The sequence below is a fragment of the Paenisporosarcina indica genome, from assembly GCF_001939075.1.
Lineage (GTDB): Bacteria > Bacillota > Bacilli > Bacillales_A > Planococcaceae > Paenisporosarcina > Paenisporosarcina indica.
In genome coordinates, this window is sequence record NZ_MPTA01000005.1 from 41,180 (window position 1) to 59,895 (window position 18,716).

An 18,716-nucleotide genomic window follows, 5' to 3' on the forward strand; every position below is an offset into this window, starting at 1 on the left:
GCATGGTCACAACCTACAACCAACCAAACCTAACAGGTCATTACGGTCGATTTGGTGGACGCTTTGTTCCTGAGACTTTGATGCAGGCTGTTATTGAATTAGAAGAAGCATATGAATTAGCGATTAAGGACCAAGAGTTCCAACAAGAATTTCGTTATTACTTGAAAGATTATGTCGGACGTGAAAACCCCCTTTACTTTGCGGAACGCCTAACGAAAAAAATGGGTGGTGCAAAAATCTATTTAAAGCGTGAAGATCTCAATCACACTGGTGCACACAAAATTAACAATACAATCGGGCAAGCGTTACTGGCAGTTCGTATGGGCAAAAGAAAAATCGTTGCCGAAACAGGTGCAGGTCAACATGGAGTTGCAACCGCAACCGTTTGTGCATTATTTGACTTAGAATGCGTGGTCTTCATGGGCGAAGAAGATGTTCGCCGTCAGCAGCTAAATGTGTTCAGAATGGAATTACTAGGTGCTAAAGTCGTCAGCGTGAAGCAAGGCAGCGGAACGTTGAAAGATGCGGTCAATGAAGCACTGCGATACTGGGTGACGCATGTGGAAGATACCCACTATATTATGGGATCCGTTTTGGGACCTCATCCATTCCCGAAGATTGTCCGAGATTTCCAACGTGTCATTGGAGATGAAACCCGTAAGCAAATCGTTGAAAAAGAAGGTCGCCTGCCTGATGCCATTGTTGCCTGTATTGGTGGTGGTAGTAATGCGATGGGCATGTTCTATCCATTTATTGAAGACACAGGTGTAAAACTATACGGAGTTGAAGCAGCCGGTGCTGGCCTGGAAACAGACAAACATGCCGCTACTTTGACGAAAGGTTCTGTTGGTGTGTTGCATGGTGCCATGATGTATTTATTACAGGACGAAGCGGGACAAATTCAAGAAGCTCATTCCATCTCGGCAGGACTCGATTATCCCGGGATTGGACCAGAGCATAGTTATTTACACGAAAACGGCCGTGTGACCTATACATCTGTTACGGATGACCAAGCGTTGGCGGGTGTTCAATTACTCGCTCGTACCGAAGGAATTCTTCCTGCACTTGAATCCGCACATGCAATTTATTACGCAAGCGAACTTGCAGCAAGTATGAATGAAGAAGAAATCGTCGTCATTTGTTTATCAGGTCGCGGCGATAAAGATGTGGTCACTGTGCGAGATGCTCTTGGAGGTGTGGCAAATGACTAAAGGCAAATTACAAACGGCCATTGAATTGCAAGTGGCATCAGGAGGAAGAGCTTTTATTCCGTATATTATGGCAGGCGACGGCGGGTTGGCAAAACTACGACAACAACTCTTTTTTCTTCAGGAATCTGGTGCCACTGCGGTTGAGCTCGGTATTCCTTTCTCAGATCCAGTTGCAGATGGACCGACCATTCAAGAAGCCGGCAAACGTGCCTTGGCAGCAGGTGTGACATTGCAAGGAGTGATAGAAGAAATTGGTCGCTTGCGTGAAGAAGTGATGATTCCAATTGTTTTAATGACGTATTTGAACCCTGTGTTTCGATATGGAATTGAACAGTTTGCCAAGGATTGTGCAGACGTGGGTGTAAGTGGCGTCATTATCCCTGACTTGTCGCTTGAAGAAAGTGCTATCTTGCACAGCGATTTGCGGAAAAATGATGTCCCATTAATCCAACTAGTCAGTTTGACGAGCCCGCAAGAACGCATAGAACGGATTGCGAAAGCGTCGGAAGGTTTCTTATATGCGGTAACTGTGACCGGTATAACAGGTGCGCGCAAGGAATTCGCAACCAATGTCGGAACGCACTTAGCGAAATTAAAAGAAGTGAGTTCCGTTCCGGTAATGGCTGGATTCGGCATCTCTACTCCTGAGCAAGTCCGTGAAATGATCAATTTGGCAGATGGAGTAATTGTAGGAAGTCGAATTGTTGATGCCTTGCATGCGGGGGATTTTGAAATGATTAAAAATTTAATCGGGGCTTCGAAAACAGTTGATACTGTGAAGTAAGTTTGGGATAACTTGTGTGTATGCACAAGTTATTTTTTGAGTTAGTGGAGCGTCTCAATAACTAGTAGATTTGGTTAATGAGACGCTTTTTGAGTGCTAAGTTGGCTTGTGAAAAATTTATCAATCAGATTGGAAGATTGATGAATCGACTGGGAATTTATCAATCAAACTAAACGTTTTATCAATCAAAACCATCTCACTCAAAATCTCATGAAGAACCGTCACTACCACTACTAGCGGCAATGGCTGCATTGGTTGCAACCATTGTAGAAATCATGGCGGCTTGTTGAGCTTGCATAAGCATTTCGATTGTGGTGGCTAAACTCACTGCACTTGTTTCGTTTTGTTCAATTAAATGTTTCGTTTCCAGCTGCACAGCCAGAGGTAATATCATATCTTTATACCAACCGAAGAGTTTCATTCCTTGCAACTCTCGATACGTATCAATGACGTGCTGAATGTCACTGTCTTTATTACTTAACACCGCTAAAAACCCGATCATTACATAGTGAGTCATTTTTACTTTTACGCCTGAGTTTTTAAGTTGATCACGTATATGAACTGCTTTGGAAACCATTGACGCATCATATTTTGGGCTAGTGTACGTCAATATTTGAGACATCCATTGTAATTCATTCCCCATATAAAACCCTTGCGGACGCAATTCCGCGTAATAGCGGTTCATTGTAGTTGCTCGCTCTTGTGGGTCCCCTTCTAATTTCCCCAACATCACCGCGTATGGATAATCATCCGCTTGTGTCAAAAAGGGGTGATGCGATTTCATTGCGTCGTATAAACTTTTTGCTCGCTTCGCTTCTTCAACTTGTTGATTAGGATGTGATGACAAAAGAATTGCTGATAGATAGGAATAGGAATTCGATTTAAATCCAACCGACTTTAAGGATTCTTGTTTACTTAATAGTTCTTCGACCGCCACTGATGCATCTTTGTGATTACTTTGTAAAAAAGCGGCCATCATATAGTGAATATGTGATCGAAGTGGTGAAAACCATCCAGCTTTTTTCTTAATGGCATCTGAAGTTTCCAATAGAAGTTTTCCGTTAACCGATTTACCTGTTGTCACATAGTAACTTGCAATTGATAATGAAATTTTTTTATCCACCGACCAACCAACTGCTGATTTTACTTGTTCAAAAGTTGTTTGTAAATCATGTTTGATCTGTTCCATCGTCATATCATCCACTCTCCTTCCCTTCTTTACGATGGAAACTCATTAAAGGTTTCGTTCTGCAAAATCTCTTAATTCCTGTTCATATGGAATTTTATTGGCACGTAAGCTGTTCTCCAACTCCACTATTTTCTCTGTCTGCCATTCTGCTAAGTCGGCTGTAACCCATGATTTATTGAACAACACATACAAAAACAATTCTCTCAATTGGAGAAATAACCCGATTTGGATCAAGTCATCTTTAGTAAGTGGTTTTACACTTCTGTAGCCGCTAAAGAAATGTTTTAGAAATTCTTGCTTGAAATCGGACCACTGTGGATGGAAGGAGCAACCAGTCCATAGTGCATGGTAGATGGAAGTTGCAAGATCTTGAACATAATAATTGTAGGCACAATCATCAAAATCAAAAAGAATCAATTGATTGGATGATGTCACGAAAAAATTCCCTTGATGTAAATCATGATGAATCAGACCGAAATTATGTTTGGTTCTCGGATATGAAGTCAATTTAACAAGTAAGTTTTCATAGATATCTTTTACCCATTTTTCACTTTCAGTTAACAGTGAAGGAATGGGATTAACTTCTCCTACTCTATCTTCCAACCAATTAGGCCGCTGTATCATTATCTTCGAATCTTCGTTTATTTGATGAATTTGAGCGATGGTCTTTCCCCATTCGTAAAAAAACGGAGCATTCCATTGAGTTAAATTAGCCACATTGATTTGCTTGTCATCAATGAATTGAAAAACCGTTAGCCAGAACCTTTCATTGTCTATCTTGAGCGTGGATATTCTTTCTTCTTTAATGGTTATGATTTCTGGTGTTTTGATTTGGTTTAATTTCACACTATTAATAAACGCAAGTTCGGCCTCAATATGTGCTATCGATCTTTTTTGAATGGGCGTTAAGCGTGCAATGTATCGACGATTCTCCATTTGAAAGCTAAACACATGATTTTGAAAACCACCTTCTAGTTTAACGACTTCCGAAATTTCAGATTCGCTTAGAATACTTAATTTGGTTGTGAGTTCTAGAATATTCATTTTAGTCCCTTTCTGTTGCCTTTATGTATATCTACATCGTAAATCGAATGCGGAATGTTTTCAAAGACTTACAACTTCAATCAAAACATATTCCCGATTAATTTGACCGTTTTAGGGTAAACCAATACTAATACATTTACGAAAGGATGTTACACATGACACTGAATAAAACCTCAATAATCTCAAGTTTAATGCTTTCCTCAGTATTGTTACTAGGTGCTTGTCAAAGCGATAGTGAGTCCACTGTGGATACGACAAACAATGATACAAGTAACGATATCAAAGATAATAAAACTGGTGAAAACCCCGCTAAATTGCCTGGAGGAGAGTATGAATTCACGAAATTTGAATTAGAAGTCGATTATCCCGATCAAGCAGAAGCACTTGATGTGAACTATGAAGAAGAAAAAGACTCAACCGATGCGGAATATAAAAGCGTGGCAGAAAAAATTGATGTGAAAAGTGATGATGCAATGGACCAATTGAGACCACTATTGCAAAAACTTAAGCTGAAAGAAGACATGACAGATGAAGAAATCATTACCCGTGTCACTGAAACGTTTAATATCGAAGACAATTACACATCCATTGAAGTAGATGTTACCTTCACAAATAAGGACGCAAGAGAAATAAATGTGAAACAATAATAGGTTGTAAAACTAAAGTGAACACTGAAAAGACCGTCATTATATAGATCCTTATAATACACGCTTCGGCTCTTTGTGGATGCCTCTAAAAAGGCGCCTACGCTGAAAAATGCTGTTCCTAATAATAAGGGACAGCATTTTTTGTTGTCTATGTTAAAGAAGACTAATGAGATTGACTAAAATTGAAAGAGTGTATTTGCGCCTAGCAAGCTTCACCAGAAAGTATCAAATTTCCCATTGGTCGTTCTGCGTTCTCGAATTGCTTTATCTAGCGAAAAGCGCCAGCTCGCACCTAAGCTTCAGACCTTTCGTACGAAACAAAGATTCTCAAGACCCCTCATCTCTTATACAATTAAGCTATTAAGAATTTGGAGGGCATACAACATGAGTGAGTTTGACCGCGTACAAGAAACAACCTCTTTTCAATCAGTGGAAACGCTGAAACAACAATTACATACACTTGGAATCACGGCTGGTGACTCCATCATGATTCATTCATCCATCAAATCGATGGGCTGGATTGCCGGAGGTGCTAAAGCCGTGGTGGATGCATTACTAGAAACCATTACACCAGAAGGCACAATTGTCATGGCTGCACAATCAGCGGAGAACTCTGAGCCTTCTTACTGGATGATGCCACCTGTACCTGGTGACTGGCATGAACCTATTCGTCAACATATGCCGGCCTATGACCCACACTTAACTCCACTACGTGGAATGGGAAAAATTGCGGAATGTTTTCATCGCCATCCGAAAACCATTCGCAGCTATCATCCTGTCCATAGTTTCATGGCATGGGGGAAAAATGCAGAAGAATGGATGAGAGAACATCCGTTGGAAGATTCTTTCGGAATGGGATCCCCGCTTGGGTCATTTTTTAATGAAAACGTCAAAATTGTATTGATTGGTGTGGGCTATGATTCTTGTACCGCACTGCATTTATCTGAGAACTTGCTGGAGACAAAAACCTTTATGAATCAGGGTGCAGCGATGTTGGTGGATGGCAAACGTCAATGGATTGAATACCAAACGGTTGATGTGGATTCCGATCGCTTCCCGGCACTTGGGGAAGCTTTTGAGAAAGCATATCCTGAAAACTCTTATGTTGGAAAATTAGGGCTAGCCGACTGCCGAATCATTCAAATGAAGCCGCTTATTGAGTTTGGAACAAATTGGCTTAAAGAAAATCTGATTGATGACGAAGAGTAGAAGTTTTATTTTCTGCTATTGATTATTGAACCTGCTTGTAGCACAAGGAATCTTTAATAATCATCTCGGTGATGTAGTCTCGATGCTAGATAAGTTAAATGTCGCTGATTACGCATTAATAGCTGGGGATAAAGAGTGAATATAAAAATCCTGGTTACAAGAGAAACATGCTTCTTTTACCAGGATTTATTATTATGGCTATGTTATAGAGAGCTGGGGATATTGAATAACAAACGAAAGAGTGCATTTTCACAGGAGCGAGAAGCGTGAAATCCACAAGTATATGGTTTTCATAACTGATGTCACATACGAAACGTGTGGCTAGCGTAGCTTAATAAAGCATATTTCTAAAACCCAAAATAATTGCGAAGCAAATAAGAAATCCACTTACAATGAGGGTGATTTCGAATGTTTTTCAGTAACCCTTTCACGATTGCTGTACTTAAAGTAGGTTCCTGCAACTGTTGTTTTAAGAGTATTACCGATTCTTTTTCAATCGACTCTTCCATTTCTTCGATACTTTGTTCCATCAATTCAAGGATTTTCTCCTTCGTGACTTCTTCATTTGACGGATGCTCAACCATTTGGATCAATTCTTGAGAAATGAATGGGATGGTCGTATGTTTCGCAAGTACATTTGTTTTTTCCACGAGCGATTTGGACAGTAAATCCAAATCCATCGGTATCTGTTGGAATAGGAACAACTGTGAATAAATACTGATAAAGCCTTTAATGCAATAAACTAAATCATATTTTATCTGTTCGATCTCTTCCCCATATAAACGTTCGACCATTGACAAAATCGTTTTCTCGAACAATCTATCATAGGATTGCATTTTAACGATAAATTCCTTATTGAATGATTGCGATTGCTCTTTCATTAGAACTTTCGCGAAATCAGAGTGTTTACGGAACGAATTAAAGGTTGAATAGTAAAATTCATAAAATAGCTTTTCATCATCTTCCACGTGTGTGACCACATAGTCAACGTCTGCGGTGAATTGCATCATGAAATGGTCGATCAATGCTAAAATCAATTCATCCTTTGACTTGAAGGATAAGTAAAAAGCCCCTTTTGAAATACCGCAGTAATCTGTTATTTGTTGAACGGAAGTCGCTTCAAACCCTTTGTTCGCAAAGAGTTCCAACGATTTCTCCATAATTAGTTGTTTTTTCGCCATACTTTTTATCGCTCCTAGTTCATATCATTGACAATTGACTCGTTGGTCATTATTATAAGTAAATGAGATAAATAAGTCAATTAGGGGTAGGTGTAATAGTGAAGGGTTTAGTAAATTTTGTCCTGCATAATAAATTAGCAGTTTGGTTACTTACAATTATCATTACTGTTTCAGGTATTTATTCAGGTACACGTATGAACATGGAAACAATTCCAGATATTTCGATCCCATACTTAATGGTAATGGATGTATATCCAGGAGCAACACCTGAAAAAGTAATGGAAGAGGTATCCATGCCTTTAGAGAAAGCAGCAGAAAATCTTGAAGGTGTGAAATCCGTATTTTCAAATTCATATTCAAACATGGCAAATCTTCAAATTGAATACGATTACGGTGTAGATATGGCCGAGGCAAAACGCGCATTGGATTCCGCATTGGAAGCAGTGACTTTGCCAGAGGGCGCACAAGCACCGACAGTAACGGCAATTAGCATGAACATGATGCCAGTTGTTGCACTAAGTGTAAGTAGTTCAACAGAAGAGATTGTTGACTTAACGTCAACGGTATCGGACATTCTACTTCCAAAAATCGAAAAAATCGACGGGGTTGCTTCTGCAACGATTGCAGGTCAACATATCGAAGAAGTGCTGCTTACTTATAATGAAGCAAAAATGGTTGAACTTGGTTTAACAGAAGATACAGTCAAACAAATGATCCAAGCAAGTGACCTAGCGGTTTCATTAGGTCTTTACGAATTCGAAGAAGGTGAACAAGCTGTTGCAGTAGACGGCAAGTTCATGACAGCGGATGAATTAAAGGAAATGCTTATTCCTGTAACTCCATCAGCAACACAAACATCACCTTTTGTGAAACTTAGCGAGATTGCTACCATCGAAGAAGTTGGTAAAGTACAATCGGTTTCCCGTACAAATGGTAAAGATGCCATTTCAATTCAAATTGTTAAAGGACAGCAAGCCAACACGGTTGATGTTGTAAATAGTGTGAAAGAATTAATTGAAGAAGAACAGGCAAATATCGATGGTCTTATAATTGATGTATCACTTGACCAGGGTGCTCCAATTGAAAAATCGGTAACAACGATGATTGAAAAAGCCTTATTTGGTGGTCTGATTGCCGTGTTGATTATTCTGCTCTTCCTACGTAGTTTTAAATCAACTATTATTTCAATCGTCTCTATTCCAGTATCGATTTTCATGGCATTGCTGCTATTGAACTGGATGGATATTACGCTCAATATTATGACTCTCGGTGCGATTACAGTTGCCATTGGTCGTGTTATCGATGACTCGATTGTCGTAGTAGAGAATATTTATCGACGCATGCATTTAAAAGATGAGAAGTTAACAGGTCGTGCACTTGTACGTGAAGCGACAATTGAAATGTTCAAACCTATTCTGTCATCAACATTAGTAACGGTTGCGGTATTCGCACCACTTATCTTCGTTGGTGGGATGGTCGGCGAGCTATTCATGCCGTTTGCATTGACTATGACCTTTGCACTTGTGGCATCATTGATTGTTGCCATTACAATCGTTCCTGCATTATCTCACTTCTTATTCAAGAAGAAGTTATACAGTGAAAAAACTGCAAGCAGTCACAAAGAGACTGGTAAATTATCCAATTGGTATAAACGGATCCTTGAATGGACACTTAACCATAAAGTCATTACTTCTATCATCTCTATTGCTTTATTAGTTGGTAGTTTAGCGTTAACACCTTTAATCGGATTCAGCTTCATGGGTAGTGAAGAAGAGAAAGTGATGTACTTGACTTATACACCTGAAGCCGGCGAGCTAATGGAAGATACATTAGCAAACATTGAAGTCGTGGAAGAAGAAATGCTGAAACGTGATGATATTGACATTGTACAATTATCTGTCACTGAAAGTGGCGATCAAATGACAGCGATGATGGGCGGCGGAGGCGGCGGTGCATTAATGTACCTCATCTTCGATCCAGAAATGGATGACTTCCCTGCAGCTCGTACGGAAATTGAAGAATATGCGTTCAACCTTGGTCAAACAGGCGAGTGGAAGAGCCAGAACTTTGCTCCTACGTCGATGTCTACAAATGAAGTCAGCTACACATTCTACAGTGAAGATTTAGATAAACTAGGTGAAGCTGTAACAATGGTCGAAGACGTTATGAGTAAAAATGACGGCTTGGAAAAAGTTTCTTCAAGTACAGAGGATGCATACGTTGAGTATACTTTCAACGTAGAACAAGATGAATTATTGCAGTATGGTTTAACAACAGGTCAAATCGTTATGATGTTAAACCCAACAGCAACACAAGACGTATTGACGACGGTTGAAAAAGACGGAGACACATTAGATGTCATCGTTCAGCAAGAAAAAGCTGCACAACCAAAATCAATCGATGATATCCTGGCAACAGAAGTACCGACAGCACTTGGTACGACAATGCCACTTTCTGAACTGGTTACAGTTAAAGAAGGTACTACATTAAATACACTTGCACGTAGTAAAGGCGAATACTATGCAAGCGTTTCAGGAACAATACTTGGTGATGACATTTCAAAAGCAACTTCTGAAGTAGATGAAGCAATTGATAAACTAGATTTACCTAAAGGGGTTACAGTCGACACAGCCGGTGTAGCTGCAGATATGACGGAAACATTTACACAACTTGGTTTGGCTATGCTTGCAGCAATCGCAATCGTGTACTTCATCCTCGTTGTCACATTCCGTGAAGGTGTCGCACCATTTGCGATCCTGTTCTCGTTACCATTCGCGGTAATTGGTTCGTTTGTTGGTTTGTTAATCGCTGGTGAAACCATTTCTGTATCTGTCATGATGGGTCTATTGATGTTGATTGGTATCGTTGTAACGAATGCCATTGTACTGGTAGATCGCATTATCCATATGGAACGTGATGGAATGACGATGCGTGAAGCTATTCTGGAAGCCGGTGCAACTCGTCTTCGTCCCATCCTAATGACGGCAATCGCAACGATCGGTGCGTTAATCCCATTAGCAATTGGCTCAGGCGGTGGCGGTTTAATCTCGAAAGGTTTAGGTATTACAGTAATCGGTGGTTTAACAAGTTCAACATTATTAACGTTAATTGTTGTACCAATCGTATATGAGATCTTATCTAAGATTTTCAAGAAAAATCGTAAAGAAGTAGAAGAAAACTAATTGATTGGTCCATAGATGGGACGCCATCTTGTAGGGCTAATGAAAAAATGCACCATTATCGACTGGAATAAGTATTCACTATCATACACGCTTCGGCGCTTTGTGGATGCTACCTAGGAATATTGATTACCTCAAATATCTGTACAGTGTATACAAATAACAAGCGAGCCTTTCCTCGGTTTTATCGAGGAAAGGCTCGCTTGTTTAAAATGAAAGGGCTTCTTCAGTTGCCTCCCTCTTGTAGGGTTTATTATAGCAACCTAGGTGATGAGTGTTCGCACTTAATAATTTAAAGTTAAAATAAGTACCCGTTAATTAAACATTTTAAATGCTATAGTAATTAGATAAAAAGGAACCCCAACGATTAACATCCCTGCAAAAAGATAACATACACTTTTTGTAATAAACTTAATGAAATCATAGATTGCCCCAGTTAAATCGTCAATAAACCTTGCCAATACTAATCACTCCATTACTATCCGTTACTTAATGGAACGGAGTTTTACCTACTTTATTATTACTTCCCTTTTTCCATGACTGCAAAGTAATTGTCTTCACTATCAGCAAAGTTAAATACTCGACCAGAAGGAATATCTACAATATCTCCGACTGTGATTTTTTTATTTAATAAGTCACCATGTAATTGATCGAGATTTTCTGTAAAAAACATCAAAGAAGGAGTTCCAAGATTTAGTTTTGGCTCCATTTTAGCAATTAGTTCCTTATCATGGAGTATAAAACTTGTTTCAGCATCCTTGGTTGGAGCAATTTCAAACCATTTCATTCCTTGACCATTATCTTCTTTGGAAATTACACTAAACCCCATTATTTCTGTCCAAAAATTAACTGCTTCTGCTTGGTTTTGTACATACAACATAATTTGTCCGATTTTACTAATCATCAATTCCACTCCTTCTTCTAGTGATATTAATTTCCACTTCAATAAGATGATACCATTTGATTGGTACGATACCTAAGTTAGTATCGGATATCCCCTTATTTTTTCATGAAGGAATTCTGCAGTCCGGCGCTTTTCACTCCCCCGCCAGTTTTTTATCAAGGTGTTTTCTTTGAATTTGTAATCGCTGTTGCCATTCGATCTAAAACTGGAACGGTACTCGATTTCGTATTTTGAGTGAGTATCGTGAAAATAAGCAGTTCCCCGTCTTTCGTTGTGGCGTAGCCTGCTAAAGCACTGACATGGTCCAGGCCACCAGTTTTGGCAATGACATTTCCTTTCGCCGGAGCTGTTTTCATTCTTGTTCTTAACGTCCCCCCTACAAATCTGTCAGCTCCACCGGCGATTGGAAGTCCTTTTAGGAATGAACCATACCAAGGTTCTGATCGTACATGTTGGAGCAACTTAGATATTTGGCTGGATGATATTTTATTGTCATGAGACATTCCTGAGGCATCTTCAAAAGTCCATTGGTTCAAATCCAACCCAACAGATTCAGCGTATTCTCTCATCACCATTAATCCAGCATCCCAACTACCTTCACCGTATTTCACTTTCCCCATTTCTTTCGCCAAAACTTCAGCATGTGTATTGTTGCTTAACTTTAAAAATGGAACCATTAACTGTCTCAATGTCATGGATTCCTTAGAAGCCAAAACGCGAGCGTCAGTTGGTGTTTTACCACGCACTACTTTAGAAGAGGACGACAAACTGATCCCTTTAGACGCCAGTGATTTTTTGAAAACGTCCAACGCATACGCGGTTGGATTCGATACTGAGATCCATTCTTTCTTTCCTGCTGATCCTAGCGGTGAATTGCCAGTAATCACAATGTTATTTGTGCCAACTTGTCTTGTGATTTTTAACGTATTTGCATATCCTTTTGGAACGGTTTTCGAGCGATTGATCACTCTCACCACACTGGTAGCAGGAGTAAGCGTTATCTTTGAAGTTTGTCCATTTACTGTCGGTTTCGCTTCGACGATTACAGATCCAGCATCATAATCGGTATTTGGTGAAATCGTCAACGCCGAAATTTGAGCTGCATAATAGTAGGGTTCGTCCTCTTTTGAGATATCCGGGGACAATCGATCTGCGTCAAACCACGTGTCATCTCCCACCAGGTTACCTGATAGTTTTTTGATTCCTTTTTTGGCCAATGTCGAGGCAAAGTTATCAAAATCCTTTTTTAACAAGGTCGGATCACCTTGTCCACGTAAATACAGGTTGCCATTTAGTGTGCCATTGGCCATTACCCCGTTCGCTAAAACATCTGTTGAAAAACGATAATTTTCTCCCAGGATTTCCAATGCTGCAGAGGCAGTAAGGATTTTTAATGTTGAGGCAGGAGTAATGACTTTATCCGCATTATATTGATAGACAATTTCTCCGGAAGTTGCTTTTCTGATGGTCACACTACTAGAGGCAGCTTTCATTCTACTATCACTCATTATGCTATTTATCGAATTTTGTAAGTTCGTGTATGATGATAGTGACGATGCTGCATGAGTGGTTGAAGCTTCTGTAATAGGGGTACTAACTGCTCCACTAAACAGGAAAATGGTTGCTAGACTGATGAATAATCTTTCTTTAATTCTCACTTTCTACCTCCCAAGGTAAATAATATATTAGTAGTTTAGCATGCCGTTTTCTGATAATACCGTCTATTTAGGACTATAAATAAAAACCGTTCAAATTGCCTACCGATTTCCTCTTATATTTCGCTATGATCCGAGAAAAAATAGACAAAAAAAACAGAAGCACTAAGATGCTTCTGCATAATGTTGGTCAAGCCATTTGGCAGTAGGTAGGATGCTTTTTGAAATAAAATACGTCAGCAAGTTATTTGTAATAACTAAGATGCATCCTGAACTGACATTTCTCAAAATCAAAAATGTTTTTTAAAACTGTTCATTAATATCCATTTTAAAAACGTATATAAGTCCGATTCTCAGGAGCATCTCAACAAGAAAAAGTGCTGAACAGGTATAAGGATCATAGCAATATTGGATACGAGTAGCGTTTTCAAATCGCCATTGGCTCCAGCACCACTCCTAATGACTTGTAGCGTAATCCATTCTTCTTAACAATCCCTAAATTAATAATTAAATTTTTCTTGAATCACTAGTACTGCTAAATAAATTTCATCTATAACTAGTAAATTTCTCATTTTCGTTCATCCTAATACAATCACTATTCTGGAGGAATGAAAAATGAGCCATCCTTTACATAAAATTGCGCTTGCAGCTATTCTCGGATTTTGTACAGCTGTTCCAATCGGCATATTTGCCACTCACTATACAGCAGCCCAGGATAATTTAACTAATTCGGAATCCGCAATTCTTCAAACGCTTGATGGCGACCAGATATATAACCACATTAATACTTTATCCAAAACTCCCCGAGTTGCCGGAACAAAGCAGGAGGATGCCGCAGCTACGTATATCAAAAAACAATTTGAATCCTATGGGTATAAAACCGAACTTCAATCGTTCACTTTCACCGATTACACAAAACCACATACAGTTGAATTAACTTTAAATCATGTTACCAAAAGCGTAAAACCACTGGCTTTTGAATTCTCGGTGAATGGATATGCAACTGGTGAAGTGATTTCGGCTGGACTTGGAACAGTAGACGAATTACAGAATCTCGATGTAGTTGGGAAGATTGTCCTTCTGAAACGCGGAGGAATTAGCTTTGTGGAAAAAGCACGAAATGCATCCTCCAAAGGAGCTGTAGGTGTCATCATTTATAATAATGATGACAAAAAAATATTTGGCAGTCTTGGCGCAGAAAACAAGATCCATGTTCCCGCTGTTTTACTGACAAAAGCAGAAGGTGTTGTGTTGGAGAACCTGATCATCAACAAGCCAGGAACAAAAGCGACAATTAAAATTGTCGGGGCACAATCCAAAAGTAACATTTCTCAAAATGTAATAGCTACTAAGAAACCCTCTTCTCTTAACAAAACAGCAAAGAATGACGTCGTTGTCATTAGTTCACATTATGATTCGGTCGAAGGCGCACCTGGTGCAAATGACAATGCCTCGGGAACTGCCATGACGATTGAACTTGCTCGTGTCTTGAAAACTATTCCGACCGATACAGAAATTCGTTTTATTTCGTTTGGTGCAGAAGAAGCCGGATTAGTTGGTTCTACTCACTACGTCGAGAGTCTATCCAAAAACGAAATCAGTCGGATTGTTGCTAATTTTAATTTAGACATGGTAGGAAGTAAGGACTCCGGTGAATTAGTCTTGCAAACCGTTGATGATAAGCCAAATCTGGTTACCGAACTCGCACAAGAAGCTAGTAAAAAACTGAACGGCCAAGCAACACCTTTTACGCAAGGCGATAGTAGTGACCATGTACCATTTGCAAATGCCGGTATTCCAGCAGCGCTCTTTATTCATAGTCCCCCAGAACCATGGTATCACCAGCCACAGGACACCATTGATAAAATCAGTAAAACGAAACTCCAAGATGTAGCGGAAATTGTGAGTGTAGCGGTATGGAATCTAGTACGTATTGATTCGCAGGTTAAATAACATCTAAATATGACCGTTGTTAAAATGACGGTCACTCTTTTATTTTTTGTGTGATTCCTACGTGAATGGTGATTTTTACTACGTCACCTTCGTTTTTTCCTACGTGGACCCTGATTATTACAACTGAGCCATCGCTCACCTATGGAGTAGTTGTAATGATTTCAGTAAAAAGAAGGAATCCCACTTTTTGTTAACGAATACAATACTATGAAAACTATTTGTAGTGTAAAGGGAGTTTGAGAAATGAATGTTGTTGACCCCTCTCTAGAATTTATCGAATTCATACATATACAAGAAGATGAATTACCTGCATATGAAACTTTGGCAGGTTCCTATGCCATCATTCAAGTTGAACATAACACTCTTTTTGCATTTAATCGCTTTCGAAAACGTTGGGAGTTACCTGCTGGCAAAAGAGAACTGAATGAATCTCCTAAAGAATGTGCCAGTCGTGAATTGTTTGAAGAAACGGGTCAAAGAGTTGATCATTTAGCATTTCAAGGATTGGCCAAAATCCGAAATCTAGAAACTCAATTTGTAAAATACAATCCAATTTACTTATGTAACGTCGATCAGTTAACTGCATTTATTCCGAATGATGAAATCGAGCAAATCACATTGTGGGATCTTTCTGAAGATATTGGAACGGTGGATCAAGTAGATTTGCAAATATTGATGGCAACATTAAGAGAAAGCCATTTAGTTCTAGATACCTAACTGCGTTTCAATGTAAAGGGGCAATGGGCTTGGGCAATCTTGAAAAAGAATATCCAGTGTTGAGAGAAGACCGTAGACATAGAGAGAGTAAAAACAATAATACCAAATCACTAATTATTTTAGGTGTGGTAGTGATAGGTATAATAATTAGGATATTTATGAATTAATACTATTCAATGATATGGAAGTGAAATTATGTATGCCATTGTAGCTCATTTTGACCGTGAGACTGAATTAATTATCAAGAAAGTTTGGTCTGATTTAAGTACTCATTCCATATCCAAGTACGCTGAAGAAATTCCGGATAGACGCCCACATATAACGTTAGCCAGTTACAAAAATTTGAGTTTGGAGCAATTTATTCCTGTATTTGACGACTTTTATCAATCACAATCAAAACTTCCTCTTACATTAAATGTTTTAGGTACTTTTTTCAATTCAAGTGCTTTATTTCTAACGCCAACACCTTCCTTACAGCTAGTGAACTTTCATACACAACATCATAAGCATTTTAATCAGTATAATGATAATCCAAACTCTCTCTACCTCCCAGATCGCTGGATTCCTCATTGTACGATTGCCAATAGATTAAGCACTGATAAGTTAGAAGAAGCGTATACCTTTTGTTCGAAAAACTTACCAATCATTCATGCTCATATTGAAGAGGTAACAATCATTACCACGATTATGGAAAATAACCATTGTGTTAGTGCACCGACCGTTCACTCAGTTTCATTAAATTGAGTAAATCATTTAGACATCCGATAGGTGGCGTTACATTTTGTCTCAGCAAAATTTCAGGTTTCTTCCTTTTGATACTATTAGAGGTGAAGAAATAGATTTAATCATCGAACGAAAATTCCCCGAATGTAAAGCAAAGGGCTATGTCCCTGCTTATTGGTATGCAATTAATCTTTCTGGGAGTGAACAAACCATTGGCACGATTGATCTCCGAATAGGAAGTACTGAACACACTTACTATGATGGAAACATTGGGTATGCCGTTGATTCAAAGTATCGAGGAAATCATTATGCTGCCAAAGCGTGTAATTTGATCAAACAAGTAGCACTTGCCCATGGCATTCATGAGTTGCTTATTACGTGTAACCCAGAAAATACGGCATCACATAAAACATGCACTAGAATTGGAGCAGAATACATAGAAACAGTCGATTTACCTGCAGAAAACGATATGTACCTGGAAGGTGAACGGCGAAAGTGCATTTACAAATGGAGGATTCCAGTATGACGACAGTGTACGCAAACTGGGGACAATCCCGGGTAAAATTAACTTGGAATCCCCTTCTCCAGCCACCTCGATCCGAATTCATAACAAGTGCTCATGGATTTTGTTTTCATGAAAAAAATTGCTGTTAGTGGATATAAATAGCCGAGGGTGGGGTTTTCCTGGTGGGCATGTTGAGACCAATGAGTCACCTTTGGAGTGTGTGAAGCGTGAAGTACTGGAGGAAGCATGTGTTGAAGGGGATTGTCATTACCTTGGATATGTCGAGGTAAACCATAGTGAAAATCCAGCTTGGAATAGTGACAGTCCCTACCCTTTAATCGGTTACCAGGTCCTCTATCGTATGGACATTACACGCATACTTCCCTTCCATGCAATTTTCGAATCGGCTCAAAGAACGTTCATTGATCCGAGAGAAGTAAACCTACTAACTAGAGACTGGCATGAGGTGTATGAAGCAATTTTGCAGAGTGCGTTGTTGCAAGTGAATACTAACGGGAAAACTTAACGAAGTAAAAAATGTATTATGAGTAAAGGCAGGTTAGTTGAACAAGAAATTAAGCAGGGTGGGATTAATTTAAATCGATGACGATTAAGAAGTGATTGTGTGATAATAATGCTTCACACAACCCTCCTATTTAGTTTCTGTATTTATTGTTTCCGATATTAGCGCGCTACATTAAACCAACCATCTATTTCTAAAATTAGTTTCCATAAAGGTGTTGGAATAACCGCTTGTTGCTGATGTTCTACTTGTAATTTCTGCACAATTTGTTCAGCTTGTCCACTTTGCACTTTTTCTACCCAGTGCGGATCAACGACTAATGCGCGCCCAATTGCGACGAAATCCGTTTGTCCTTTTTCTAGTACAAGTGCGGCATCATTTGCTGTGTGAACACTTCCCACACCGATTAGTGGTACACGACCATCAATAAAGGCAGCGATTTCTTCAGTACGTGATTTATCACTAACCATTCCGCGACGTGGTTTTGCCCAAGCATCTGTAGTGGCGATGTGTACATAATCTATGTCCGCTTTAATTAATGCTTCAAGTAAATCAAATGTTTCAACCATTGTAATACCTGGAGTTTCTGGTTCTTCTGGTGAGAAGCGGTATCCGACTAAAAATGGCTTTGTCGCATGTTCAGCGATTACTTTTTTCACTTCTGCAATTAGCGCTAACGGGAAGGCTAATGCAGCTCCCCATTCATCTAAACGACGATTGGAGTGAGGAGATACAAATTGTTGAATTAAATAGCCGCTTGCTCCGTGTAATTCAATACCGTCAAAACCAGCTTCGATTGAACGTCGTGTTGCTTCACCAAAGTCACGAACAATTGCCTCTACTTCTTCTGATGTTAATTCGCGAGGTGATTGATGAATCTTATAAAATCCTCTATCCTCTAACGGCGAAATAGAACCTGCGCTTACTGTTTCCCCGTTTGGTACTAAATGAGGTACAGCTAAACGTCCGCCATGATACAGTTGTACGATACATCTTGCTCCACCTGCATGAATTGTATCTGCTAGTTTTGTTAGTCCTGGAATCGCCCCGTCATGGTCGATTGCCATTTGACCTTCAAAGCCTTTACCGTTTTTCGTTACGTAAGCGCACGCCGTAATAATCGCGCCGACTCCGTTAGAACGTTCTTTATAATATGCGTATTCTTCATCCGAAACATAATCTTGTACATCGGCTGAAAATGTTGTCATGGGTGCCATCATGATACGGTTTCGTACAGTCACACCGCTTTTAAATGTAAAATCATTAAACAAAGTATTTTTCATTGTCTTCTC

At 39.3% G+C, this 18,716-nt stretch carries 17 protein-coding genes; 10 read left to right on the forward strand and 7 right to left on the reverse strand.

Annotated elements, in window-relative coordinates; translation table 11 throughout:
- Positions 1-2 precede the first annotated feature (2 nt).
- Together trpB and trpA are read left to right on the forward strand one after the other, a co-directional pair.
- Complete coding sequence (gene trpB / locus GY23_RS12445) at positions 3-1,211, forward strand: tryptophan synthase subunit beta (protein WP_075619546.1); 1,209 nt, start codon at positions 3-5, stop codon at positions 1,209-1,211.
- On the forward strand, positions 1,204-1,995 hold the full coding sequence (gene trpA, locus GY23_RS12450) for a tryptophan synthase subunit alpha (protein WP_075619547.1): 792 nt from the start codon (positions 1,204-1,206) through the stop codon (positions 1,993-1,995). Before trpB ends, trpA begins: the two co-directional genes overlap by 8 nt.
- A 208-nt stretch (positions 1,996-2,203) precedes the next feature.
- On the opposite strand, the gene GY23_RS12455 is transcribed toward trpA, so the two are convergent.
- Both GY23_RS12455 and GY23_RS12460 read right to left on the reverse strand, forming a co-directional pair.
- Positions 2,204-3,190, reverse strand: coding sequence for a DUF4003 family protein (locus GY23_RS12455; RefSeq protein WP_075619548.1), 987 nt, complete (start codon positions 3,188-3,190; stop codon positions 2,204-2,206).
- Positions 3,191-3,229: 39 nt separating this feature from the next.
- Positions 3,230-4,228, reverse strand: a complete 999-nt coding sequence (locus GY23_RS12460) for a phosphotransferase enzyme family protein (protein ID WP_075619549.1) — start codon at positions 4,226-4,228, stop codon at positions 3,230-3,232.
- Between the two features lie 155 nt (positions 4,229-4,383).
- Here GY23_RS12460 and GY23_RS12465 point away from each other — a divergent pair, with 155 nt between their 5' ends.
- Positions 4,384-4,875: a YusW family protein gene (locus tag GY23_RS12465; RefSeq protein WP_075619550.1), complete on the forward strand. Its 492-nt coding sequence runs from the start codon at positions 4,384-4,386 to the stop codon at positions 4,873-4,875.
- A gap of 384 nt (positions 4,876-5,259) precedes the next feature.
- Complete coding sequence (locus GY23_RS12470) at positions 5,260-6,084, forward strand: AAC(3) family N-acetyltransferase (protein WP_075619551.1); 825 nt, start codon at positions 5,260-5,262, stop codon at positions 6,082-6,084.
- A 347-nt stretch (positions 6,085-6,431) separates the two neighbouring features.
- Here the strand turns inward: GY23_RS12470 and GY23_RS12475 are convergent, their stop codons facing one another.
- The gene (locus tag GY23_RS12475; protein WP_075619552.1) at positions 6,432-7,265 is read right to left on the reverse strand and encodes a TetR/AcrR family transcriptional regulator; all 834 of its coding nucleotides are present in this window, start codon (positions 7,263-7,265) and stop codon (positions 6,432-6,434) included.
- A gap of 98 nt (positions 7,266-7,363) precedes the next feature.
- Here GY23_RS12475 and GY23_RS12480 point away from each other — a divergent pair, with 98 nt between their 5' ends.
- Positions 7,364-10,447, forward strand: a complete 3,084-nt coding sequence (locus tag GY23_RS12480; protein ID WP_075619553.1) for an efflux RND transporter permease subunit — start codon at positions 7,364-7,366, stop codon at positions 10,445-10,447.
- A gap of 311 nt (positions 10,448-10,758) precedes the next feature.
- On the opposite strand, the gene GY23_RS18495 is transcribed toward GY23_RS12480, so the two are convergent.
- The 3 genes from GY23_RS18495 to dacB all read right to left on the reverse strand — a co-directional run bounded on the left by GY23_RS18495 (position 10,759) and on the right by dacB (position 13,006).
- Positions 10,759-10,905: a hypothetical protein gene (locus GY23_RS18495; RefSeq protein WP_169834570.1), complete on the reverse strand. Its 147-nt coding sequence runs from the start codon at positions 10,903-10,905 to the stop codon at positions 10,759-10,761.
- Between the two features lie 59 nt (positions 10,906-10,964).
- On the reverse strand, positions 10,965-11,348 hold the full coding sequence (locus GY23_RS12485; RefSeq protein WP_075619554.1) for a VOC family protein: 384 nt from the start codon (positions 11,346-11,348) through the stop codon (positions 10,965-10,967).
- A 155-nt stretch (positions 11,349-11,503) separates the two neighbouring features.
- Positions 11,504-13,006 (reverse strand): D-alanyl-D-alanine carboxypeptidase/D-alanyl-D-alanine endopeptidase, encoded by a 1,503-nt coding sequence (gene dacB, locus GY23_RS12490; protein WP_075619555.1) that lies wholly within the window; start codon positions 13,004-13,006, stop codon positions 11,504-11,506.
- A gap of 612 nt (positions 13,007-13,618) precedes the next feature.
- On the opposite strand from dacB, the gene GY23_RS12495 reads away from it, so the two are divergent.
- The 5 genes from GY23_RS12495 (at position 13,619) to GY23_RS12515 (ending at position 17,427) form a co-directional block, all read left to right on the forward strand.
- The gene (locus GY23_RS12495) at positions 13,619-14,956 is read left to right on the forward strand and encodes a DUF4910 domain-containing protein (protein WP_075619556.1); all 1,338 of its coding nucleotides are present in this window, start codon (positions 13,619-13,621) and stop codon (positions 14,954-14,956) included.
- Positions 14,957-15,199: 243 nt separating this feature from the next.
- A complete protein-coding gene (locus GY23_RS12500) occupies positions 15,200-15,673 on the forward strand; it encodes an NUDIX domain-containing protein (protein WP_075619557.1) in 474 nt (157 codons plus the stop codon).
- Between the two features lie 195 nt (positions 15,674-15,868).
- Positions 15,869-16,417: a 2'-5' RNA ligase family protein gene (locus GY23_RS12505; protein WP_075619558.1), complete on the forward strand. Its 549-nt coding sequence runs from the start codon at positions 15,869-15,871 to the stop codon at positions 16,415-16,417.
- A gap of 37 nt (positions 16,418-16,454) precedes the next feature.
- The gene (locus GY23_RS12510) at positions 16,455-16,922 is read left to right on the forward strand and encodes a GNAT family N-acetyltransferase (RefSeq protein ID WP_075619559.1); all 468 of its coding nucleotides are present in this window, start codon (positions 16,455-16,457) and stop codon (positions 16,920-16,922) included.
- Positions 16,923-17,049: 127 nt separating this feature from the next.
- A complete protein-coding gene (locus GY23_RS12515; RefSeq protein WP_342742409.1) occupies positions 17,050-17,427 on the forward strand; it encodes an NUDIX domain-containing protein in 378 nt (125 codons plus the stop codon).
- Positions 17,428-17,585: 158 nt separating this feature from the next.
- On the opposite strand, the gene GY23_RS12520 is transcribed toward GY23_RS12515, so the two are convergent.
- Complete coding sequence (locus GY23_RS12520; RefSeq protein ID WP_075619560.1) at positions 17,586-18,707, reverse strand: NADH-dependent flavin oxidoreductase; 1,122 nt, start codon at positions 18,705-18,707, stop codon at positions 17,586-17,588.
- Between the last annotated feature and the right edge of the window lie 9 nt (positions 18,708-18,716).